This window comes from Brevibacillus agri, from assembly GCF_004117055.1.
GTDB lineage: Bacteria > Bacillota > Bacilli > Brevibacillales > Brevibacillaceae > Brevibacillus > Brevibacillus agri.
The window spans coordinates 917,393-940,883 of the sequence record NZ_CP026363.1 but is presented as its reverse complement, the minus strand read 5'-3'; the positions used below and the strand labels follow the sequence as shown (position 1 = coordinate 940,883).

The following is a 23,491-nucleotide window of genomic DNA, read 5'->3' as shown; positions in this document are numbered from 1 at the left end:
CCTCCATCTACCTAAAACAGTAAAAAAAGACAGATAAGGGGTGCAAATATATTTACTGCGTCGTGTGGTTGCGGATTCCTTGCCGCTCCCAGGCATTGGCGATAATCCGGAAAGGCACCCGGTAATCCGCCTGCTCATGGCCTTGCCCGGCCGTTTTGTTCAAATAAGGAAAGCCTTTGTCAACGCCAAACCGAAACTGCACCTGATAGTAAACCGCATAGGAGCCGCCCTTTGCAAAGCCGTGCTGCTTGTCTCCCATCAACGGTGTATCTACGCCCACCTCGCGCGTCCCCAGCTTGGACGCTGAAAAGGACTGTCCGCCCCAGCGCTGGTTTGAAAATGCTTGCAACGAAAGCAAAGACTGCAATGGCGTCTGCCTCCGTCCCGTCTCGGATATCCATGCTTTTGCCGAAACAATCAGCGGAAACTGGCCGCTGACCGGATGGCGGTGACGCTCCTGCAGTTCCACGCGCGCCAAAATCCGCTCGCCCGCATAAAAATCGTTGGGCGCACTGTCCTTATAACGGTCGCGCGCATGGTATTCTGACCATTCCGGCGTATGCTGAATGAAGCTAGTCGCATTCGGCTCAAACACCTCAAAGCTGCGCTCTCCCCCTTTTACCGTAATCGTGTAGCGACCCGTCATCGAGCGAACGGCAGTTTGCGCTTCGCACGTTTCCTGGTCCTCCTCGTTTGTGGAACACACATCGTAGGTCAGCGTAAAATCAATTTTGTAATCCATGGCAATGACAAAGCCGTTGATTTGCGCTTTGTATGGCTGATTTTGCAGCACTTGTCTCCACGTCGTTTGGGTGGGGACATGCGTGCCCGTGTACAAAAAGTCTCCCCCCATGGACGTACTGGCTACCTGCCATTGCTGCGGGATTCCCGGACCTGTCACTTGTAAATCCAGCAGAGCGGGCGTGTAGACAGCAAGGCTTTTGGCGTCTGTGATCCAGCCGGGGCTGGCCGTAACGGCAATGTTTTTGACGTCCTCCCCGCTGACCGCCTGCTCCAGTTGCAGCTTGTATTCCGTAATTTTTTGATTGATCTGCTGCTGCGTCTTTTGAAAGCCTTCGTTGATTTTCGCCTGATCGATCACTACGCGAATTTTGGCTGGCTCGCGTTCCCATACGCCATCTGCTTGTACCGGCAGCTTTTGTAACTGGCGATTCTCGCTGTCGTATATCTCCAGCCCGATTTCGCCGCCATCGTAATTCTCCCCTCCCCCGGGAGGCTGCGGGATATTTCCGCCGACGATCTTCACAGGCCATTGGGCGCGGTTATCTGGCCAGATCGTTTCGTTATCCGGTTTGTTCTTGGACGGATTGATATTCGCAATGAAATCCTCTGTTTTTTGCGGATACTTGGTTGGTACAGTGATTTTGCGAACCTCGCCTGCTTTAAAGTCATTTACATCGAGAATTGTTTCTTTTGTTGAACTTTCCCATCTGATCGCCAATTTTGTATCGTGTGTCAACTTACCAGCGTTTTTCACGCTGAAAGTAATCGTCGCTTCCGTTCCTGGCGCTTGCGGATCGCCTGGATCAATGTCGAAGCTGCTCTTGACGATCAAAAGGTTCTCTCCATCGGGATCTGGACCTGGACTGCCTTCACCAATTTTCACGAAAAAGAAGCCGTGACAATTCTCGTCTTCATATGAACTTATTTCTACTTTGTAGAGTCCGTCCAAAAGTAGACCTCCATTACCTGTTGGAAAGAGAATCCAGTGGTCTTCACCTGGACTACCTGAACTGTACAAAGATTTGCCATCCCTTTTTCTTTCCCACATTCCTGTGTTCGGATCAAACCACTTTACCATGTACGAGCTGTCCTGGCTCAAAAACATCCTGAACCAGTATTCCCCTTGGAGTTCATTTGCTGCCAGCTCGATGGTTTCTCCACGTTTTATATTCTTACTCCATTTTTCGGAGTTTAATTTGGTTTCAACAGATACAAGAATATCCGGGCATTTACGGTCCGATACAATGGTAAACGTCAATTCACCGACACATCCATTCTCGGATTCAAACGAGATGAGAATGGTATCACCAACGTCAACATCGCTTGGTAGTCTGAGATCGAACTTTTGATTGGCAGGTACTACACCATCGGTCAAAGGTATCTTTTGTCCATCCCGTTTCAAGTACCATTTTCCCGACAGCTTCGTGGAGAAGCCCATGTTTGTCTCGTAGTGATCTCCTGCATCAGTGAAGTACCTCATATAGACAGGTTCAGTGAGTGTGCTTGGACCGTTAGGAGAACTATCCAGCGCGTCTCCTTCGGGTGAAAAAGGATTCGGGTATTGCCCATGGACAAAAAACACGACTTTTCGAAGATCAGCTATAGAGCAGGATGCATCTTTTACAACGATTGTTATTTCAAAGTCGCATTCAGGTTTACCATTCCATTGCGATGCGGAGTAGTTTAACCTGAGTTTGTATGTTTTTCCTTTTTCAAACACGACTTCAGGAGGATATGGCAGATTTAGTTTTTCAGCGTTGTATGGACGCCACCTGTCTTTATCGTCGTACTGGCCGGGCAAAGTGACGACGCTGCCATTTGGTTTCGTAACGTCCCACATGATTTCTGCCGGCCCCGTTTCACCGTTCTTATCTGTATAATTGGCCTTGAAATACAGAGTGTCTATCGGCAATATTTCAATCGTATGCCCGTTACGAATAACAGAATTGTTTAGGGTGATGATGGGGCATTTATCTTCGCCGTCTTTGGCTTCTACGCGAAAGTATTTTTCCCAACACTCGGTCCCGTCGTCGCTTCTGTAAACTACCTTTACTCGTCCAGATGAGCCTATACTGCCTATTCCGACCTTTTTGTTCCCTCCGGAACCAGTAGCCATTGGTGAACCATTCATCGTGAATGTGCCGTTTTTCTTCGCAAAAACAGTGATCTCTGCATTTTTCTCTACCACGATATCCGATCCACCGCTGGAAACAGCCGTATGATTTTTTATGTCTTTGTCGCCAACTACCTGAATATCCATTTTTGTTTTCGTTGTTTCTATGGAGCAGGATGGATTTGGATCTGGCTCTTCTGGATCAGGTTCTTCCGGGCCGGGTGTTACTTCCCCAACGGTAAATTGAGCTATATATGGAGTAGAAACGCTTATACTACTCGAACCTTGACGGCTCCGCTGGTGCAAATCGGTAATCGTCAAAGATACTTCGTACACTCCTGGCTCCGTCGGCTTATACTCGGTGTTTCTGTAGGTCCAAGTGTATCCAGGCGGATTGCTCGTTTCACTTACGGTAGGAACGGTGCCGCTTGGATCGCGGAAATCTTTGTTGGACAGGAAGCTTTTATAGCCACGGCCTGTCGTTTTATTGATTACGCTTAACGACCAAACAAAAATGCCGCGGTCATAGTAAGAATAGTCCGTAGCATTTGCACTGATCGTCACTGTTTCGTTGACGTTGTATTTTGTTTTGTCGGTCGTTACCGCGCCTGTCGGCTGCGGCGTTGTCCGGAAGTGGCCGACTGAAATGTACCCGCCTGAACCATTTGGAACCAAGTTATCGCCTTTTGTGTAGCCGGCACCGCCTGATGCGGATGCTAGTTCTGCGAGATTGTAGGCTTGATATTCGTTAAAAGTTGTCTTATTGGAAACTGTCTTACTATAGACGTTGGCAGATCCACCAAGAATGTAGTTCGGGTTCCCTCCAAAACGGGCGATCCAATAAGCAGCCTCACTATTATCTACAAAGTACCATCCTCTATCTGCTTTTTGATGAATGTCAGCAAAACCCAATACTCTAGTGTCATCCACTGTCCTATCTACCTCAATTTGTGATACGGTTGCGCCCAGGTTCGCATCAATGTCCTCGATCCTAAGAATAGTGAATCCCCCTTTTGGCGCAAGCTCTTTATTTTGATCGATAGTAGCAACAACAATGCCATGATAGTTAGGCGAGGCATCCGCTAATTTTGGATGAGTAGTGATTACCCCAAAAAGAAGGCAAAAAGAAAGCACAGAGAAAATTAATTTCCTGTACTTAAACAAGAGTGTTCGCACTTAGTTCTCACCCTTCGCTTGCTTATGGAATTTAGTATTGTTATTCACTCGTTCCAAAGAAGGTAATTTTGTGTATAAATAAGTTCCTGCATCGGTTGAGTCATTAACATTGCTTACTAACAAGCCAATGGAACTTACTTCATTGACAGGAATGCTAAAAGACATACCATTTATAAAGCCTTCTAGTCCACCTTGCTTTTTATTGAACTGTACAATAACCATGAAATTTTTATCTGCCTTTGGTACTTTGCCAGTTAATTTACCATTCTGGATCTTCAGGTTTCTATGAAATTCATCTGCATATTTCGCGCCTTGCTCAAGCTGCCACTTGTCAGTCCAAAGATACCGTAAAATTTCCGCCGCATCCCCACGAGTTACAGGTAAATCCTCACGGAACTTCGGTTGCCCACTAGGAGCAGCTTTCATCCACCCCCAGGTAATCAGTGCCCCAGTATTCGTTAAATTCGGATTCTTCTCCCCCCGAAACGGCCTCCACGCATTAAACACCAACGCGGCCGCCTCTTCCTTTGTCAACGGCTTGTTCGGATCAATCTTTACATTCGCCAAAATTCCCGCCTTCTGCGCTCGCTTGTAGATGTCTTTCGCCCAATGGCCCGCCGCAAGCTCTGGCACGGGGGCCTTTTCGCTCACTTGGCGGATCGCTACCAGGCTGGCTACGAATTGCGACTGGGTCACCGTTTGCTCCGGATGAAATTTTTCGTCTGGATACGTCCAAATGTACCCTTTTTGCAAGCCAAACGCGATGGCTTCTTTGGCTGGATGACTGGCGTAGTCGGAGGCGGCTGCGGGCTTAATGGCACCCGCCGCTTCCACTTTATGTACCAGCACCCCTGCGCTTCCCCCGCTTTGACCCACCGTTATCCCCAGTAGCAACAGGCTTGTCCACAATGCTTTTCCCGACAGCTTCACGGCTGATCCCCCCTCTTATCACTTGGTATTTTATCTAATTTTATCCATTTTTAGAAAGAGGCTGCGTCAAGTTTCTTTGCAAAAAGCTTTGCAGCAGCTCCTCCGGCACAGCTCCTTCCAGCTTGTCCTTCACTCGCCCGCCCTCCACGATGAAAACGGTCGGAGTCGCCTGCGCTCCCAAACGGATAGCCTCGTTCAGCTCCTGTTCGTTGTGGATGTCCAGGCGCTCGACCAGATGCTGCGGATAATCTTTTGTCACCTGCTCAAAGGTAGGTGTAAACGCCGTGCAATACCCGCAGTTTTCGCTAAAAACGTAAACGATCCTCGCCTCCCGCGCGCTGGCAACGGCCAGCCAGGCCAGCGCGACAAGCACAAAAACGCCGCAAAACAGGCTCCACCGCCACAATTGCTTGCTTCCTTTCATCATCTTCCCTCCCTAGATACTACTGAATCAGCACAAAAATGATCGCTATGCTTTTGTCAAAGAACGATGCTCGTATTATGCAGCGCCGCCCTGAGACAAAAAAAGCCGACCCGCGATGTGGTCGACTGCAAGAAAAAAACGGATTCTGTTGAAAAAAGACAAAAAAAATGACGTACCACAACTGTAGTAAGTTCGTACGCCGTGCTGGTCGGTCTATGCATAATCGGCTACATCGGTTTCGTGCCGTCTCCTTGCACCAATGAGCGCAATTCCTCAATAAACGCCTGACCCTTCTGGATTTCCTCCTCGGTGTAGCGCTGCTTGCTCTTAAAAGTAAAAATTTTGCCCTTCATTTCTTCGTAGGGCAAATGGCTGAAGTACAGGATGGTGGATACCAGTTCAAGAAAGCGGGAGTTTTCCTCGTTCATTCGCAAAATGGCCCGCTCTCCCAGCCCGAAGTCGACTTCGTGAAAACGGAGGAAGTCGCGTCCCGTTTCGTTCAGAGAATAGCGGTACATGTGAATGGCGCCCTTGCTCTCCACCTGCTCGTCCAAAAGCCCCATGTTGCACAGCTCGTCCACCCTGAGCGTCAGCTCCTCCGAATACGGGCCGTACATGTGAAACTCGTAGCGCTCATCGAAATCCATCTCCAGATGTTTTCCTATGTACACCATTTTCTGCAATTTTTTTCGCCCGCTCACTTCGCCGACAATTTCGATCAGACGAATGATCTTGGCGTGACGATTAAGCATCCTCCATCACTCCCAGACGTTCTCGAATCTTCCGGGAGAGCTCCCCCGGCAAAGCCATGACTTTATCCAATGGAAAGTACAATTTGTAGTCAAATCGCCGCTTTCCGCTAATGGCCTGTACAATCTCAGACTTCTGCGACAGTTCTACCAGCTCGCCGGAAGGCATCTGGAGCATAATCGGAATCCGCTCCTCTTCTTCTCCGGCACGGTAAAAATCATACGGAAGATCGGAGGTCGTGTCTACCTCCAAATAATACATCGGGTCGATGCCCGCCTGTTGGAACTGCTTTTTCAGTTCTGCCAGCAAGCGGAAATCTCTTGGATTATATTCGACGTATTTGAAGAGATTCCTGTCCAGAAAACGGGCGCATAAATCTTTCAAAATCGGGTCGTCTTCCTTGCGCCAAAGCTGCATGTAAAACAAAATGACCGACTCGTCCAACGCCAAATAATCGGCCAGCTCCACTTTTTCCTGCAAAAACGGCAGCAGCATGACCGGCTCCTGGGAAAACGCGTAGCCGTTCGCAAACAGCCACTTGGCCCGCTGAAAAATTTTGCAAAGCACGACTTCCGCGCTGCGCGTCACCGGGTGGAAATAAACTTGCCAGTACATTTGGTAGCGCGACATGATGTAGTCCTCGACCGCATGCATTCCGCTGAACTTGAAGACGATCCCGTCCTCCTGCGGCCGCATGACGCGCAAAATGCGCTCGATCTCGAAATTGCCGTAGTTGACGCCTGTGTAGTAGGCATCCCGCAGCAAGTAATCCATCCGATCCGCGTCCAACTGACTGGAGATCAAGCTGACAATCAACTTGTTGTCGTATGTTTTGTTGATGACTTCCGCCAGCTTCTTCGGGAACTCTTCATCCAAACGGCGCAAAATCCGGTTGATCTGCGTGTCTCCCAGCAAGATCGCACGCGTCCAATCCTCGTGATGGTATTTGAACACCTTTTCAAACGAATGGGAAAACGGCCCATGCCCGACATCGTGGAGCAGGGCTGCGCACAGACACAGCAACTTTTCCTCATACGTCAATTGAATCCGGCCTTCAAATGTCTCCAAAATTCTCCGCATCAGCTCGTACACGCCAAGCGAATGGTTAAAACGGCTGTGCTCTCCACCGTGAAAGGTAAAAAAGCTGGTGCCCAGTTGCTTGACCCGGCGCAGACGTTGAAATTCTGGCGAGTTGATTAAGTCCCAAATGAATTTGTCCCGCACGTGGACGTAGCGGTGAACGGGGTCTTTGAATACCTTTTCTTCATGTAGAAGCTGGGGCTGTTGCATCCTGGACACTCCCTTCCTGTTTTGCGTTCTCTCTCTATTTTCTATGAGTACAGTATCGTTGATTCTATCATAACACACGTCTGGGTGTGTTTCTTGCGGCAAGCAAACTCTTGCAAAAATTTGAAAAATGTACCTTTAGCATAGATCAATAGTCGTATAAATAGGAGGAAAAAAGGAAAAAACATCGAAAAATCACGAAATAATACCCAGTCAAAGAGAATCACTCCACTTTGTGTCCACCTGCATTTCCGGACAGCTTGTTAATGGCAATGCTCCTGCTGCCGCTGATTGTCTCCTAGGGACAATTCATCGCGTCCAGCTTCTGGAAAAAACGTCCCTGTCGCGCTCTGGCACAACCTTTTGTGGCAGAAGCTGTTTTTTTTCGTGGGCAGCCCGCTCTTGCTGGTCGTCTCGCTTCCCTTGCTGTAGTTCATCGGGTGGCGCAGGGCGAAAATGGCACATGCCCAATCGGTAAGCAATGTCCTGCTGCCGCTCGTGCTCGCCTCCCCCTTCACAGCCAGCAACCAAAACGAAACAGCGGCGTCCCTGTCGCAAATTGCGCGAGAGACTGCCGCTGCTGTATTTTCCTTACATCATCTCTGCCTCCGGCCCGTACAAGTCCGGACGCTTTGCCGCTTTTTTCGCCTGCTTTTTCAGCTTGCGCTGGGTCAGCACCGTGTAGAAGGACGGCACGACTATCAACGTCAACAGCGTCGAGAACAGCAGGCCGGAAATGATCGTGACGGCGAGCGGCTTGAACAGAACGTCGCCGGAAATCGCGAGCGGCATGAGACCCGCCACCGCAGTAAACGAGGTCAGCAAAATCGGCCGCAAGCGCGCCTCGCCTGCCGAAATGACAGCTTGCTTCAGCTCTGCCCCTGCATGCCGCGCCTCTTCGATGAACTCGATGAACACAATTCCGTTGCGCACGACGATTCCCGACAGCGAGATGACTCCCATCATCGTCATGAAGCCAAGCGGGGTCTGGGTCACGAACAGTCCGATCAGACTGCCCGCTACCGCCAAGTAGACGGTGCTCATGACCAGCACCGGGATGGACAGCGAGTAAAATTGCATCGCAATCAAAATCAAGATCAGGAACACGACGAGAATGGACAGTTTGCCCATGTCGATAAAAATATCCGTCTGCTCTGACGTTTCCCCGCCGATGTCAATGCGATAGCCTTCGGGCAAAGACATGCTGTCGAGCATCGGCTGAATTTCCGTCATCACTTCTGTTGCCGTGCGGTTTTTGACATCAGCCGATACCGTTACGCTCCGCGACAAATCGCGATGCGGAATCGCCTGCGTGCTGAAAGTCGGCTTTACTTCCGCCAGTTGCGACAGCGGAATCAGCTCGCCACGGGCGTTGGCGATGCTCAGACGCTGAAACAACAGAGCAGGGTCTTCTTCGCCTTTTTGCAGGAACAGCTTCATGTCGATCAATTCGTCGCCGGTGTCGAACTCGCTGACGCTGATCCCTTCGCTGACCAACCTGAGCGTCGTCGACAGGTCCGTGTAGTTGACCAGCTTTTGCTCCATCAGCTCTTTGTTGACGACAAATTCAAGCGTGTAGCGCTCTAGGCCGAAATTATCCTGCACGTCGTAGGTGCCTGCAATCCCCGCCACCTTGTCTTTGATTTGCGCCGCAAGCGAGCGGAGCGTCTCGATGTCTTCCCCGTACACGCGGATGACAACCGGCTTGCCGACAGGCGGTCCCGCCTCCAACTGCTTAGGCAAAACAGTCGCTTCCGGGTACATTTTCTTGAACTCTTCCGTCCAAGGCTCCAGCATGTTTTCGATCTTCGTTTCCTTTTCATTAAAACGCACGACGAGCTGCCCGACGGTGATGCCGCTTCCCGCCTCTGTGTCGCCGCCAAACATTTTCGGAGCGCTGCCCCCGGCGTAGGAGGCGACCGATTCGATTCCATGCTGCTTCATGATCCAGTCGGATACGCCCCGCACGACCCGATCTGTCTCCTCCAGACTGCTCCCTACTGGCACGCGAATATCTACGAGAAACTGCGGGCGGTCATCGTTCGGGAACAACTGCACGGGAGTGAGCGGAATCAAGCCGTATGCGGCCGTCCCGATCAAAACGCCAATCATCCCGGCCAACAGCGGACGCTTGAGAATTTTCGGCATCAGCTTGCCTGCGTACCAGTTCGTCAACTGCGTCAGTTGTTTGCCCAGCAGCCCCGCAGGCTTGCGGTACCCTTCCGCGCCTGCTTTGCGCCGCTCTTCATACCATTGCCGGAAAATCGGAATGATCGTCAGCGACATAATCATGGACGCCAGCATCGTCAACGAAATGATCGCCGGGACGGGGCGAATGAACTGGCCTGCGTTTCCGTTCAAAAACATCAGCGGGGCAAACGAGGCAATCGTCGCCAATGTCGCGGTCACAATCGAAATGGACACTTCCCTGGCGCCGTTGACTGCTGCCGCCAGCGGCTTTTCGCCCAGCACGGACAAGCGCCGCTCAATGTTGTCGTTCACTACCACGGCGTCATCGACCAAAATTCCCAGCACGATAATGAGCGAGACAATCGAAATCATGTTCATCGTGATGCCAAGCGACGGTAGGAACAAGAGCCCCACCGCAAGCGAAATCGGGATCGCCAAAGCCACGACAAACGAAGTAATCAGGTTCAAGCCCAGCGTGCAGACGAGCAAAACCGCGATGACGGCAATAATCATTTCCCGGGTAAGATCGCTGAACAGCTCATCCACGCGCTCGTTTTGGCTGTAGATCGAATGTCTTTCCGCCCAGACTGGCAGCGATTTGTCCAGCGTCAGCATCATTTCGTCCACGCGCTTTTGCAGCGATGGCACGTCGCTTCCTGTCTCCGCATTGATGCTGACCGAGATCGAAGGCTTGCCGTTGTAATAAGAGACCGATTTGACTGTCTCCGTCGTCAGCTTCGCCTGCCCGATGTCCTTCAAATAGATCGGGAAGCCCGCTTGTGTGCGGGAGATCAATACGTTGTTCAGCTCTTCCACATTCACGTTTTCCGCCAGCTTCAATTGATAAGTGCGTTTGTCGGTCGTCAAATCGCCCAGCGGGATTTTTTCATTTTCCCGTTTGACCGCCATCATTACCTGGCTCCACGTTATGCCGTATTGGCTCAGCTTTTGCGTATCCACCTCGATGTGAACTTCCTGCTTCGGCAAGCCTTCTACCTGGACGTCCGCCACATTGGGAATCGTGCGCAGTTGCTCTTTCCACGACTTCAGCATGTCGCGCATGCTGTACAGTTGCTCCCGCGAATCTGCCGTCACCGCAAACGTCTGGACAAACGTGCGGTTCAGGTCGTCGTTGATGATCGGCTGCTTTGCATCTGCCGGAAGCTCGGCCTCTGCGTCTTTTACCTTTTTGCGCAGCTCATCCCATTTTTGCTTCGGGTCCACATCGCTTTTCGCTTCCACGATGATCGAGGAGACGCCTAGCGAAGAGGTGGAGGAAATATAGCTCAGTCCTTGCAACTCGTTGATTTTTTCCTCCAGCTTCTTCGTCACCGTCTGCTCGACCTTCTCTGGCGAAGCTCCCGGGTAAATGGTTGTCACGGTCGCCAGGTTGACGATGATGTCAGGCGACTCCTGCTTCGGTAGCTGAAAAAAGCTAAGGAAGCCGACCAGCACGACCATGACAAAAAACAGCAGTGTGATCTTGCGTTTCTTGACAATGTACGTAATCACGGCTGGTTCCCTCCTGCCGACTCAATCGGGTCGCCGTCAAACAAACGGTCGACACCTTTGACGATCAGTTGGTCCCCCTCTTTCAGCCCGCTTTTAATTTCCAGTTTGTCATTGGAAATTGGAAATCTGTCCGATCTCTACCTTTGTTTTTACAGCCTTGCCGCCCGCATTGAGAAACACATGGGCGTCGTCTTTTCCTCGGCTGATAACGGCCTCAACCGGAACATAGACGCCAGCCTGCCCTTTGATCGTCTTGGTCGCCTTGACGACTTGCCCGGCAAACCAGTCGTGCGCGGAGTTGGCCACCTGCACTTCCACACCGATCGTCCCTGTGCTCTGGTTGGTCGCCGGGTATATTTTGGTGACCTTGCCGTCGCGCTTCTGGCCGTACAGATCGAGCGAAATCGTCTCGCCTTCCTTCCAGACGGAAATCTCGCGGTCAGGTACTGGCAGCACGACTTTTAGCGTGTCGATATTGCCGACCTTGTACACAGGAGTCCCGGATCCGACCAGATTGCCCGCAGATGTGAGCTTGGCGATGATGGTGCCATTGATGGGAGAGCGAAGCTGTGTTTTTGCCAGGGTGCTTGCCGCCACTTGTTTTGCGATCACAGCCTGGTTGTAGGTGGCCCGGCTCAGCTCCTTGTCTTCTGGACGCGCCCCCTGGGTCACCAGCGAGTACGCCTGTTGTGCATTTTGCAAATCTTTTTGCGCAAGCGTCAGCCCGTTCTGCGCCGTCTCGAACTCGCTTTGCGAAATCGCCTTTTGCTGATAAAGCTGTTCAATCCGTTTGAAATCATCCTGCATTTTTTGCAGAGCAACCGTTGCCTTTTCGACCAGCAGCCGCGCCTGGGCGATCTCCTGCTCCCGCGCTCCGTTGTTGACCTTGCTCAGATTGGCAGCGCTCTGTTGAACCGCTGCGTCCGAGGAAGCGACCTGCAGCGAATAGTCCTGCGCGTTGAGCCGAGCCAGCACATCCCCCGCCTTGACCTTGTCGCCCTCGTTTTTCGCCATCTCCACGAGCTGGCCGCCCACTTCAAAAGAGACGACAGCCTCTTCCAGCGGCTCCAGCGTTCCAGACAGCTCTGACACCGTTTCCGCCTGTTCCTTTTTGACTGCGGCCACGACGACCTGCTTGACTTCCTTTTCCGGGGCTGCGGCAGGCTGCTGCTCACTGCATGCCGTTGTTGTCAACAATCCCATCATCATTACAGACACAAGCCATTTTCTCTTCATGACTTCCCCCGCTCCTATGTACCATCACACGATTTTGTTTTTTTACGCCCGTTTGATTCCTTCCAGCAAAATTTCTGACGCATGCTCATACAGTTGTTCCTCGTCATTGATGATCGGGGCATCAAGGCTGACGCGGTACTTGGCCATGAACGCATAAAAGAACGTCGAAATGAACATCAAAGCCGCTGTGCAAGGATCAGATTTGGGCAGGTGTCCCTGCTCCTGAAATTCGGCGAGCTTTGCGCTCAGCACGTCTACGGCGGTCATCGGCAAACTGCTGAACAGCTTGACGACCTCCGGGTAATTGTCTGCCTCGACAATGCAAATCATCAAAATTTCTTTGCGCTCCACCAGCAAGTGGTAATACGTCCTTGCATACGTAATAAGCATCTCTTTGACGTTGGCGAACTCGCCCTGCAGCCCTTGCTCCAACTGCTCCCGCACGTCGAGAACGTCTTTGAGCAGCTCTTCGAGAATTGCCACCTTCGTTTTGAAATGGCGAAAAATCGTCACCTCATTAACTCCGGCCAGTTCGGAAATTTTGCGGGTCGTCGCTCCCTTGTAGCCTTTTTGCGCCATCAACTGGCGGGCCGCAGACAAAATTTTCTCCCGCGTCTCCTGCTCCTCTCCCCTCCCTCCAGAAGCCTGATCTATATGTGGGTGATCCATAATGCACCTCCGAACCATGCAAGCAATTGCTTTCATTTTCATAAATTTCCATGCACATTATATCCCGGCGATGCATGCATGTAAATACTTGCATGCGTTCGCAAACGAAAAAATTCACTTCATCTCCCCTAACAAAAAAACAAGCTCTCCCTCAGCTTGTTTTTTGTCCGGCTGCATAGCATCCACCCGCTACTCTAGGCCGTTTGTTGCTTTGCCAGAATGAGTTTTCGCATGCTTTTTTTGCAACTGCTCTTTTCCCAGAGATGTACACCACGGCATATGGCAGCCGGATATCCAAATGCCAAGCCGAGGGTTTCAACCTGTCGGCCTCACCGCTTTACATGCTGCTTGACCTGGGAGTCGGGATCGAGACGAAACTCTTCCGAAGACTCGACCAGCTCAATCTCGCAGCCCGGTCCAATCTCGACGTTTTTGCCGCGAACGACCTTGGCGTGTGTATATTCCAAATAAATGTCATCGCCTTCAATCGTGTCTACCGAGAGGATGAAGGCGTTGTTAAAAATGTGCTTCAACAGCTTGTTGAGCGTGCTGCTGCCTCCTTTGCGGACCTCGATGTACTCTCCGCCCATTTCCTTTGCCTCGCAGCCGGCGTGCAGATAGACTTCGATCCGCCCTGCATTCAGCAGGCCGCCAACGGTAAACGCGCCTTTTGCAGAGAACACTTCTGCTTCGCAATCCCCTGTCGTCTTCAGCATGCCGCGCACCTTCACTTCTTCGCCTGTCAGGCTGCCGCGCACCTTCGTGTTGCCGTCTACTCTCATTTTGGTAAAAGACAAGTCACCATCCACATCGAGCTGGCCGTACACCTCGATCGTTTCCAGCTCGGCGTTGCCGCTGATGGACGAATTTCCCTCCACCTTTGCCGATGCTCCCCGCACATTCCCGGCGATGCCGAGATGGCCCGCGCAATGCAGCGTCTCGCACTCCACATCCCCTTTGATTTTGCCAAAGCCCTGCACATCTACTTTGTTATACGTGCCTCCCGAAGCATTCACCGAGCCGTGAATGACGAGGTCTGGCTTGTTTTCGCTCATCGCCTTCATCTCCTATGCCTACAAGATTTTTGCTTTCAACTCTTCTATGCATGCGGCCAAGTTCAGCCGAACCACCCATTTCGTCCCGCTGTCAAAATGCAGATCAGCGGAGCCTTGCACCAGCGCAAACGTGGAAATCCCCATTTTCCGCACAAAAATCAGTTCGCAAGCCTTGCCCTCAAAGCTCGGATAGTGATCGACCAGCACCTGCAACAGCCCGCCGCTCTCGTCGACGCTCATTTCCCCCGTTTTCAACAACCGATCCAGGACGTAGACGTACAGCATCTGCTCGAACGAGTACACCTCCGGCTTGCCGTAGTACTTTGCAAACAGCTCCAGGGAATGCACAGAAACAATGTTTCGCGCAAGCAGCTCGTCGGAGGTCAGTTGCGTACTAGCCAAATTGGGGGAAAACATGTCGGCCAGCTCATCGAGAGACAAGTCGTCTTTCATGTGAACGATCTTTTCGATCCTGTTCATGATCTGTTCTCGCGGGAAAAAGGTTTCCTGTCCGGTAAAAGTCGCCCGCCGAATAAACCAGTCCTCTGGAATCAGGTTTTTGCGCTTCCAGCGGTACAGTTGGCCGTACGATATCCCCGTCAGCTCCAGCAACTCCTTTTTTGAGATCAGGTTAGGGTCCATGTAAAGCACCTCCAAAAACAATGTAACATAACACTGTTACGTTATTCAACTCCCTTTCGTTTTGCCCATTAGAAAATTTGGCTGAGCCAGGCCATTGACGCGGCCTTGAGTCTTGCTTCTCCCTTCGTCCCCAGTCTCGCCATCTTGCACGCATGCCGGATAAACATCGGCTCTATACGAAAAAAAGGACTTCTGGCAAAGTCCTTTTCTTTTCCTCACACCTATGCAAATTCAGCCTGCAGCAACCGCCTCATGTCTGCTGGCACCGGAGCTTCTACCGCCAGCTCCTTTTCGAGCAGCGGATGCACAAAGCGCAAGCTGGCGGCATGCAATGCCTGCCTGCGCAACAGCCCTCTCGCTCCGCCGTACAGCGTGTCTCCTGCGAGCGGGTGGCCGATATGGGCGAAGTGTACGCGTATTTGGTGCGTTCGCCCCGTCTCCAGCCAGACGCGGACGAGAGACATCCCTTCCGAAGTCTGTTTCACCTCGTAGTGCGTGACAGCGTGATCTCCGCCGTCTGTCACCCGCCTTTTCGTCGGATGGCGCGGGTCTTTGCCGATGGGCGCTTCAATCGTCCCCGTGCCATCTGCCAGCCGTCCGCTGACTACGGCCAAATATTCGCGGTGCAGGCCTCCTTCGCGCAGGACCCGGTCAGCCAACTGATGGCCGTAGCTGCTCTTTGCCACGAGGATGGCCCCGGAGGTGTCTTTATCGAGTCGATGCACGGGATGGATGCTGACGCTCTCTCCCCTTTTGGCGAACAGATCAGCCAACGAGTGCAACAATGTTTCATTATGCTCCTGCTTGACGGGATGCACCATCAAGCCTGCCGGTTTGTTTGCGACCAGCAAATGATCGTCCTCATACAAAATGTCCACCGGAACAACCTTGCTGTCCGTGGTCAACGGTTGGGCAGCAAGCTGCGGCGGCGGTTGAAGCTGCTCCTGCCGATCGGCTACGCGCACAGCGATCACATCTCCCGCCTTCACCTGCCGCTGCAAAAAAGGCGGCTTGCGGTTGAGCAAAATCCCTTTGCTTCTCGTCAGCCGCTGCATCATGCGCCCGGATACGCTCAGCTTTTGCCGGACAATTTGTTCCACGTTCATTCCGGTGTCTTCTTCCTTGACGGTGTATTCCATCCAGTCTTTGCGGCTCACGTCTGATCCCTCTGTTCCATGCTTTTTCCCTATTGTAGCAAAAGGACGCCTGACATGCCCGCCTCCCAAATTGCCCGCGCTCCCGCAAGCTGCCTGCAGGCCACAGCAATCTCGGCTGCGCCAAGCCTTTGGCGGAAACTATCGTTGCCAAAAAAACCACCATGCTCGTAGCATGATGGCTTGTTTTTCTCGTGGTTACCCTTTCAGGTTTTCCGGGTTCAGCCCTTGCAGCTCAGGCAGGACAAACAGGCCGTCCTTGCGAATCAGGACGTCGTCAAACCAGATTTCGCCGCCGCCGTACTCAGGGCGCTGGATATTCACCATGTCCCAGTGGATCTGGCTGCGGTTGCCGTTGTCCGCGTTTTCATACGCGCGGCCTGGCGTGAAGTGGAAGCTGCCCGCAATCTTCTCGTCGAACAGGATGTCGTTCATCGGATGCAAAATGTACGGGTGCACGCCGATCGCAAACTCGCCGATGTACCGCGCGCCTTCGTCCGTGTCGAAAATTTGGTTGAGCTTCTCGGTGTTGTTGGCGGTCGCTTCTACGATTTTGCCGTTTTCAAACGTCAGGCTGACATTTTCAAACCGGGTGCCCATATAGCTGGTCGCTGTGTTGAACGTAATCTTGCCGTTCACCGAATCGCGCACAGGTGCGGTGAAGATTTCGCCGTCCGGGATATTGCGCAGTCCGGAGCAGATGACGTTCGGGATGTCCTTGATCGAGAAGCGCAGGTCGGTTCCCGGCCCGACCAGACGCACTTTGTCTGTGCGGTCCATCAATTGTTTCAACGGGAGGAATGCCTCGTGCATCTTTTTGTAGTCCAGGGAGCAGACATCGAAGTAAAAGTCTTCGAACGCCTCTGTAGACATGTTGGCACTCTGGGCCATCGCCGTTGTCGGGTAGTTGAGCAGCGTCCAGCGCACATTCGATACGAGGTAATCGTTCAGCTCTTGCATCACGCTCTGGTGGGCGCGGCGACGGTCTACCGGCACATCTGACATTTCGCTGTCATTGGACGGGCCGTTGATAACGATATACGTATCGAGATCCTTGAACATCGGCTCTTCCCACTTGGCCAGATGGGTCGCCCGCTCTGCGCTTGTTCCCATCATCAGCTCCCGCTGGATTTGCATGTCCAGAACCCGCACAAACGGATAGGCTCCCTTGGCGTACGCTTGCTTGACCAGCTCTTTTGCCAGCGCGTGGCCTTCCCCGCGCACTTCAATCAACAGCGTTTCCTTTTCCTGCAACCGCACGGAATGACTGAGCAGATTTTCTGCCAGCTTGACAATTCGAGTGTCCAACATTCAATCTCCCCCGTTTTCATCATGAACTTAATAAAAAATATTTTACCGAATGTGCGGCGCTTTTTCAATCAGGCTCCGACTCTGTCCGCCTCGTCCTGACTATCATACCACCTGCGAGCGCGCAACGGGGCGGAAGCTGACAGCGCTTGGTACAATTCCAAAAAAAGCGAAAATTTCTCTTGCCTAAAATCATTTCCGTAGAGTATTCTAATCAACAAGAGTTTACCTGTTCAAATATTTTGAAAGACGGGAGTGCTGAGTTCATGGTGTTTTCTGTAGTTATCACTGCTTAGGTAGGGCCTTTTGCTGAGAGGCCCCGCCTCTTACCAACCCTATCTATCGTTTGATACTGCAGGATGCCTGAACCGCTTCCGTCTTTTTCCCGATATGACTGGTGGGTGCCGATACGCGGTGTGAGCAGTTGGCTTTTTGTACCCTTTTTTCGTGGGCACAAAGCCTTCTTTGCTCCCCGATTTTTCGGATTTTCCTGCCACCCTTGTATCGTCCGATCAAGCGCAAGCGGAAAAGAGCATTGTCTCTCCAGCCGTTTGCGCTTTTTGTTGTGGAAAAACCCGCGAAGAGCCGTGCATCGAGATGTTTGGCCCAAAAAGAGCAGCCGCCTTGTCCTCTTTCGGAAAAAAGCGCGGTCACGGCACCTGCTGATTATTTGAACGTAAAAAGAAATGGAGGAATTTGTGTCATGCAATGGCGTTCGTGGGATTTGAACTTAAAGGTGCGTCTTTTTGGCGAACTGATTACCCATACTTTTTTCTGGATGTACTTTCCGTTTATGGCGCTTTACTTCAGCGATACGTTCGGCAAGGACGTAGCCGGGCTGCTCCTGATGGTGCCGCCGCTGCTCGGCATGCTGTTCAATCTGTTCGGGGGCTATTTGGCTGACCGGGTAGGGCGGCGATTTACGATGCTGCTCTCGCTCTGTACGTCGACGGCGATGTTTGCCCTGTTTGCTTTCTCCCCATCGCCGTGGATTGACTATATCGCGTTTATCGGGATCGGGATTGGCGGGGCGCTTTACTGGCCTGCCAGCTCTGCCATGGTCGCCGACCTGACGACGGAGGAAGACCGCCGGATCGTCTTCGCCACGTTTTACACCGCGATGAACATCGGGGTCGTGGCTGGCCCTGTTCTCGGCTCGTTCTTTTTCGTCCACTACCGCTCAGAGCTGTTGCTCGTCTGTACAATCATCGAGTTTTTGTTTGCGCTCGCCCTCTTTTTCCTGATAAAAGAGACGCTGCCCGATCACATTCGCCAGGAAAAGGCCAAGGAACGTTTTTCCCTGACCCAGCAATTCAAAAGCTACGCGATTATTTTCCGCGACAAGGCTTTCGCCCTCTACATCGTCGCGGGCATCCTGATCGCTTTCGCCTTCATGCAGCTCGATATGTACATGGCTTTGTACATCAAAGAGCACGTCTTTGACCAGACGCTGCTGTCCTGGGGCGACTGGAAGCTGTCTGTGGGGGGCACGAGCGCATTCGGCTGGCTGATGGGACTAAACGGCCTGCTCGTCGTCCTGTTCACCCTGCCTGTCACGCGCTGGTTTGAAAGCTGGAACGACCGCAACAGCCTCGTGATTTCGTCTGTCCTGTACGGATTCGGCATGTTTTTCATGGCCTTTACCACAAATATTTGGCTGCTGTTCGCCTGTATGGGCGTACTGACCTTGGGCGAGCTGATCCGCACGCCGGTCGCGCAAAGCTTCATCAGCAAATACTCGCCAGAAGACGCGCGCGGGCAGTATATGGGGGCTTCTTCGCTGCAGTTTTCCATCGGACGCTTCATTGCCCCGCTGACGATCGGGCTGTCCCAATGGCTCTCTCCGCTGGGAGTGTTCAGCGTGATTCTCGGGATTACCTTGCTCAGCGCCTATCTGTATATCGTCTTGTTCCGCATGATCCCGGCCAAACAGGCAGACTAGGCACAGGTCAGGGACGAGTGGCAGCCTGTACGTAATAAAAGGTGCTTGCAACGAAGGTCATGGCGGCACTTTTCTGCGCTGAAAAGCTTGTGGAAAAAGCAAATTGCCTTGTCCGGTGTCCCTGTTTTCGGCAAAAAATGCTCCAACGGCCAAGACTACTATCACCCGTGTCCGCGGCTCGTTTCGATGCGAGCGGCGATCTTGCGCGATCTGGTAGCGATCCGTGGGCAGACGCTCGGAAAAATGCCGTCTTCTCCCGTGTAGCGAACAGCGCTGCTGCTGCAAGCAAGCTTGAAGGGGCCTGACTCTGTCCGATGCTACACGAGCGAAGTCCGCCCTGACCTCTAATCCGCCCACGCACCAAAAAAGAGTCTGTCTCCCACCACACGCGGGGAAACAGACTCTTTTTTTCACGCCCTAAGGCAGCTCGGTCGCCTCAAAATATTCTTCCCGGTCAAAACGTCCGCGCATCCATTTGTACGTATCGTCGTAAATGGCGCGCATGACCGGGTCCTTGCTGTTCGCCGACTCGATCAGCGTCTTGGAGCCGTAGTAGTAAGCGTGGATGTTGTTTTTGTCCATCCCCAGCTTGTGGGCAGCTACGAGCTGGTTGTAGTAAGTCTGGTAGAACTTCGGATCGCGGTACATCCGCTCGTCCCCTTCGATCTCTACGCCCATCCCGTACTTGCTGACGACGTCCAGCACGCCTTCGATCCGGTCGAGCTGCACAGGCTTGTCGCTGTAGTAGTTAGGCTGCAGGAACGCGTAATCGAAGGACAACGACTTCCACTCGGCCACGCCCGGCGCCCCGTAGTAAGGAATCCAGTAAAAACGCAGCGCTTCGTTATGCACCATGCTGGCCATGTCGCGAATGAGGGTGCGCTCTTTCGGGGCGCTGTCCTCGATCAGCTCGTGGAACCAGTAGATGCCTTCCAGCTTCAGATAGGCGTACCCTTCCTTGTTCCAGCGCTTTTGCAGCTCCTGGAAGTACCATTCCAGCGCCGCCTTGCGGTTCAGGTAAGCCTGTTCCTCCCCGATTCCCGCAGGATTGAACGACAAGGACGGCTTGTTGTCCGCAATCTGGCCGAAGTTGGTTTGAGCAGCGTTTGGATACGGCAAGGCCAGCACGACATTTTCCTGGGTCGGCGTCGTGTACAGCGTACCGCGCAGGCGATTGTACTCCCGCATCGCCTGGTTCAACGCATCGAGCTGCTTGCCAGTACCGAACAAGTCATTCATGTAGCCGCGCCAGCCGTCTTTGGTGACAGGCATGTTCTGGTACGGCAGGAAAAGGATCGTGTCGAACATCTGGTCGCGCATGTAGCCGTCCGCAGTGCGATAGCCGACCATCGGCAGAAAATCTTCCTTCGTCCACGTTCCGCGCTCTCCATACGCTCCCGAGTAAGCGAGCAGCATGTTTTCCACGCGGCGCGTCGCTTTTTGGTCCTGCGTCGCTTTCGCCGGGCTTGGCGGCGGCAAGAGGACAGCTCCGCCTTGCCAGTCGCTCTCGTTTTTCGCCCAGACCTCCAATTGGCGGGCAAAAGCAAACACCTTCACCGGGAACGATACCCGGACGTAACGCGTTTGTACATCAGGCAGCGTGACGGCGAGCGTGCGCACGACCACCTGATTCTCGCTAGCAGGAACGTCGTGGACAGCGCGTCCGGCGTACGACCACGCTTTACCGTCGCGGGACACTTCGACTTCCATGTATTCCGGCAGCGTGATCCCGGACGTTTTTTGCTGCTTGAACGTCAACGCGACCCGCTCCAGCGGCTTTGCTTCGTTGAGCGCAACCGTCACCTTGCGGCCGAACTGACGGTTGTACCCGGTCCATTCCTCGGAAGGCGTGACCAGTCCGCCTACAGGGCCTGGATACTGCTTTTCCACCTGCTGGAAATACGAGTCCGGCGGTCCAAAAGTAGCGACCGAGGTGAAGCTGCCAGGAGCGATGTTGACCAGCTCGTCCTGCTCGGCAGGCTCGACCGCTTCTTTCTCTTCTGCTGGTTGCTGCGCATCGTCGGCAGCCGTTGCCGGGTCAGTTTCCGTTTTCTCGCTCTCTGTCGCTGGCTTGCTCTCGCCAGCTTGCGGGCTATCGGCAGGAGCAGTGACAGTCGGGGCGGTTGTGCCAGTTGAGCCAGACTCTCCCGCCTCTGCGACAGGCGGTTTGCCAGCGTCCTTGATCTCCACCGGGACCGTCACGGTTTTATAGCCCACTGTTACGGTCAAGTTCCCTTTTCCCGGAGTCGGGCCTGCGACGAAGGTTCCGTCTGCCAACACCGTACCCAGCTCAGGGCGATCAAAGGCGAAGATCGGGGTAAAAGGCAGCTCGTCCCCTTTGGCGCTTTTTACCACCAGCCGCTCGCTCGTACCTGCAAGCACGCTCAGACGCGGCGTGTCTACCGTAAAATCCACCTGCTCCGCCTGCTGGTAGCGGGCATCGAGCACGCGCTCCGCGATGACTGCCGCCTCCGCGCGGGTCACGGTTCCGCCCGGGTTGAATTTGCCAGCCGCGCCCTGCATCCAGCGCTGGTTGGTCACTTCCTCGACCGCCGCTTTGGCGTAGTCGGCGATTTCCGCTTCGTCGCTGTAGGCGACCGTACTTTGTGCCGGCGCTTTTGTGACGCCGCTCGCCTTCATCAAGCGAGACAAGATGACGGCCAGCTCCTGCCGGGTAAGCGGATCGGAGCCGCCGAGTGTCTGATTGCCTCTGCCAGTCATCACGCCAAGGTCGGCGAGTCCGTAAACAAACGGAGCATACGGGCTTTCCTTCGGCACGTCGGCAAACACAGCCTGTTCAATCTGGCTCGGCTGCAAGCCCACTACCTTTGTCAGCAGCACCGCGATATCCTGGCGCGACATGGTGTTTTGCGGATTGAAGCGGCCATCGCCCTGACCGCTGATGAGGTGCAGCCCGGCCAGCCGATTGACGGCGTTACGTGCATAGCTGTTCCCCAAATCGGTAAATTCCACAGTCTCCTGCGCTGCTTTTCCGGTCTCTGCCTTCTGCTGTGGCTCATTTGCCGCATACGATGGCGGAGCCACCTGAACCAGCAAGGCAGACAGCGCCAGACAGGCAGTAAGCATCTTGCTCCCAAATGTTCTCTTTCTCATTGCAAACTTCTCCTCCAATATGCCCCTCTGCTGCGTTTATTCGGTCGGGGAAACCATGGGCTGACGAGGCGGCTTGGGGCCGAAAAACTGATAGTAGTCCACCTTGATGTTGCCGTTGTAGAGCTTGCGCTTCTTGCTCGCCGTCCGCCCGAAATGCTCCTCAAACTGCTCGTCCGAAGTGATGATGTAAAAAGACCACGTGTCCATGGCAGCAAACGTTTTCCCCATTTCGCCGTACAGCCTGCTGACCTGCTTCCACTCGCCCAGGCGCTCCCCGTACGGCGGATTGCAAATCAGATAGCCGTACTTGCGCTTGGTCCGCACATCGCGCACGTCCATGCGCTGGAAATGAATCAGCTCGTCCACGCCCGCTTCGGCGGCATTGCGGCGCGCGACTTTGAGGATTTCGTCATCCAGGTCAGTTCCGATAATCTCCAGCTTCTGGTCGTAGCGGGCCAAATCGTGCGTCTCGGCGCGCGCCCCTCTCCAGGCTGTCTTCGGAATGACGGGCCACGCTTCGGACACAAATTCCCGGTTCATTCCCGGTGCGATGTTTTGTCCGATCAGCGCTGCCTCAATCGGAATCGTGCCGGAGCCGCAAAACGGGTCAATGAAGACGCGATCCGGTTTCCAGCGGGACAGCAAAATCATCGCCGCCGCCATCGTTTCCTTCAATGGAGCCGTACCGATCAGCTCGCGGTAGCCGCGCTTGTGCAGCCCCGGTCCCGAAGTGTCAATCGTCAGCGTCGCCACATCCTTGAGCAGCGCTACCTCGATTTTGTACAGCGGCCCTTTTTCCTCAAACCAGTCGCGCTTGTACGTTTTTTTCAGACTCTCCACCACCGCTTTTTTCACGATGGCCTGGCAGTCCGGCACGCTGAACAAGGTGGATTTGACCGATTTTCCTTCGACCGGAAACGCGGCGTCTTCCGTAATCCAATCGGCCCAAGGCAGGGCCTTTGTCTGTTCAAACAGCTCGTCAAACGTCGTCGCTTTGAATTCCCCTATCTTTAGACGCACGCGGTCGGCCGTTCGTAACCACAAATTTGTGCGAGGAATCGCAGAAATATCGGCGGAGAACGTCACTTTGCCGTTTTCCACCTGAACCGGGCCGTAGCCGAGCGCTTTTACTTCCTCCGCCACCACCGATTCCAATCCAAAAGTCGCCGTAGCGATCAATTTTACTTTTTGCATATGTAATCTCCTGTCCGTCCAAATTGCTTCGGGGCTTACCCTTATACTATA

General features: G+C 53.2%; 16 protein-coding genes. 2 read left to right on the top strand and 14 right to left on the bottom strand.

What is annotated here, in order from left to right:
- Window positions 1–52: 52 nt before the first annotated feature.
- The 12 genes from BA6348_RS04725 to BA6348_RS04665 all read right to left on the bottom strand — a co-directional run bounded on the left by BA6348_RS04725 (window position 53) and on the right by BA6348_RS04665 (window position 17,193).
- Complete coding sequence (locus tag BA6348_RS04725) at window positions 53–4,033, bottom strand: ABC transporter permease (RefSeq protein WP_122953088.1); 3,981 nt, start codon at window positions 4,031–4,033, stop codon at window positions 53–55.
- The gene (locus BA6348_RS04720) at window positions 4,034–4,963 is read right to left on the bottom strand and encodes an S-layer homology domain-containing protein (protein ID WP_307723490.1); all 930 of its coding nucleotides are present in this window, start codon (window positions 4,961–4,963) and stop codon (window positions 4,034–4,036) included.
- 40 nt (window positions 4,964–5,003) lie between these two features.
- Window positions 5,004–5,387, bottom strand: a complete 384-nt coding sequence (locus tag BA6348_RS04715; protein WP_122953089.1) for a thioredoxin family protein — start codon at window positions 5,385–5,387, stop codon at window positions 5,004–5,006.
- 227 nt (window positions 5,388–5,614) lie between these two features.
- Window positions 5,615–6,139 (bottom strand): YwgA family protein, encoded by a 525-nt coding sequence (locus BA6348_RS04710; protein ID WP_005830274.1) that lies wholly within the window; start codon window positions 6,137–6,139, stop codon window positions 5,615–5,617.
- Window positions 6,132–7,427 (bottom strand): HD domain-containing protein, encoded by a 1,296-nt coding sequence (locus tag BA6348_RS04705; RefSeq protein ID WP_005830276.1) that lies wholly within the window; start codon window positions 7,425–7,427, stop codon window positions 6,132–6,134. Before BA6348_RS04705 ends, BA6348_RS04710 begins: the two co-directional genes overlap by 8 nt.
- A gap of 588 nt (window positions 7,428–8,015) precedes the next feature.
- Complete coding sequence (locus tag BA6348_RS04695; protein WP_007786138.1) at window positions 8,016–11,126, bottom strand: efflux RND transporter permease subunit; 3,111 nt, start codon at window positions 11,124–11,126, stop codon at window positions 8,016–8,018.
- A 108-nt stretch (window positions 11,127–11,234) separates the two neighbouring features.
- Window positions 11,235–12,362, bottom strand: coding sequence for an efflux RND transporter periplasmic adaptor subunit (locus BA6348_RS04690; RefSeq protein ID WP_242507449.1), 1,128 nt, complete (start codon window positions 12,360–12,362; stop codon window positions 11,235–11,237).
- Window positions 12,363–12,404: 42 nt separating this feature from the next.
- Entirely contained in the window at window positions 12,405–13,031 is a 627-nt protein-coding gene (locus BA6348_RS04685; protein ID WP_005830281.1) for a TetR/AcrR family transcriptional regulator, read from the bottom strand.
- Window positions 13,032–13,360: 329 nt separating this feature from the next.
- The gene (locus BA6348_RS04680; protein WP_235694598.1) at window positions 13,361–14,086 is read right to left on the bottom strand and encodes a polymer-forming cytoskeletal protein; all 726 of its coding nucleotides are present in this window, start codon (window positions 14,084–14,086) and stop codon (window positions 13,361–13,363) included.
- An 18-nt stretch (window positions 14,087–14,104) separates the two neighbouring features.
- Complete coding sequence (locus BA6348_RS04675; protein ID WP_007786144.1) at window positions 14,105–14,728, bottom strand: YhbD family protein; 624 nt, start codon at window positions 14,726–14,728, stop codon at window positions 14,105–14,107.
- Window positions 14,729–14,949: 221 nt separating this feature from the next.
- Window positions 14,950–15,885, bottom strand: a complete 936-nt coding sequence (locus tag BA6348_RS04670) for an RluA family pseudouridine synthase (protein ID WP_005830285.1) — start codon at window positions 15,883–15,885, stop codon at window positions 14,950–14,952.
- Window positions 15,886–16,080: 195 nt separating this feature from the next.
- Window positions 16,081–17,193 (bottom strand): aminopeptidase, encoded by a 1,113-nt coding sequence (locus BA6348_RS04665; protein ID WP_005830287.1) that lies wholly within the window; start codon window positions 17,191–17,193, stop codon window positions 16,081–16,083.
- 700 nt (window positions 17,194–17,893) lie between these two features.
- On the opposite strand from BA6348_RS04665, the gene BA6348_RS04660 reads away from it, so the two are divergent.
- Window positions 17,894–19,132 (top strand): MDR family MFS transporter, encoded by a 1,239-nt coding sequence (locus BA6348_RS04660; RefSeq protein ID WP_005830290.1) that lies wholly within the window; start codon window positions 17,894–17,896, stop codon window positions 19,130–19,132.
- Window positions 19,133–19,177: 45 nt separating this feature from the next.
- Entirely contained in the window at window positions 19,178–19,396 is a 219-nt protein-coding gene (locus BA6348_RS04655) for a hypothetical protein (RefSeq protein ID WP_129552168.1), read from the top strand.
- A gap of 153 nt (window positions 19,397–19,549) precedes the next feature.
- On the opposite strand, the gene BA6348_RS04650 is transcribed toward BA6348_RS04655, so the two are convergent.
- Complete coding sequence (locus BA6348_RS04650) at window positions 19,550–22,246, bottom strand: DUF4855 domain-containing protein (protein WP_122953091.1); 2,697 nt, start codon at window positions 22,244–22,246, stop codon at window positions 19,550–19,552.
- Window positions 22,247–22,282: 36 nt separating this feature from the next.
- The gene (locus tag BA6348_RS04645; RefSeq protein WP_122953092.1) at window positions 22,283–23,440 is read right to left on the bottom strand and encodes a THUMP domain-containing class I SAM-dependent RNA methyltransferase; all 1,158 of its coding nucleotides are present in this window, start codon (window positions 23,438–23,440) and stop codon (window positions 22,283–22,285) included.
- Window positions 23,441–23,491: the final 51 nt, after the last annotated feature.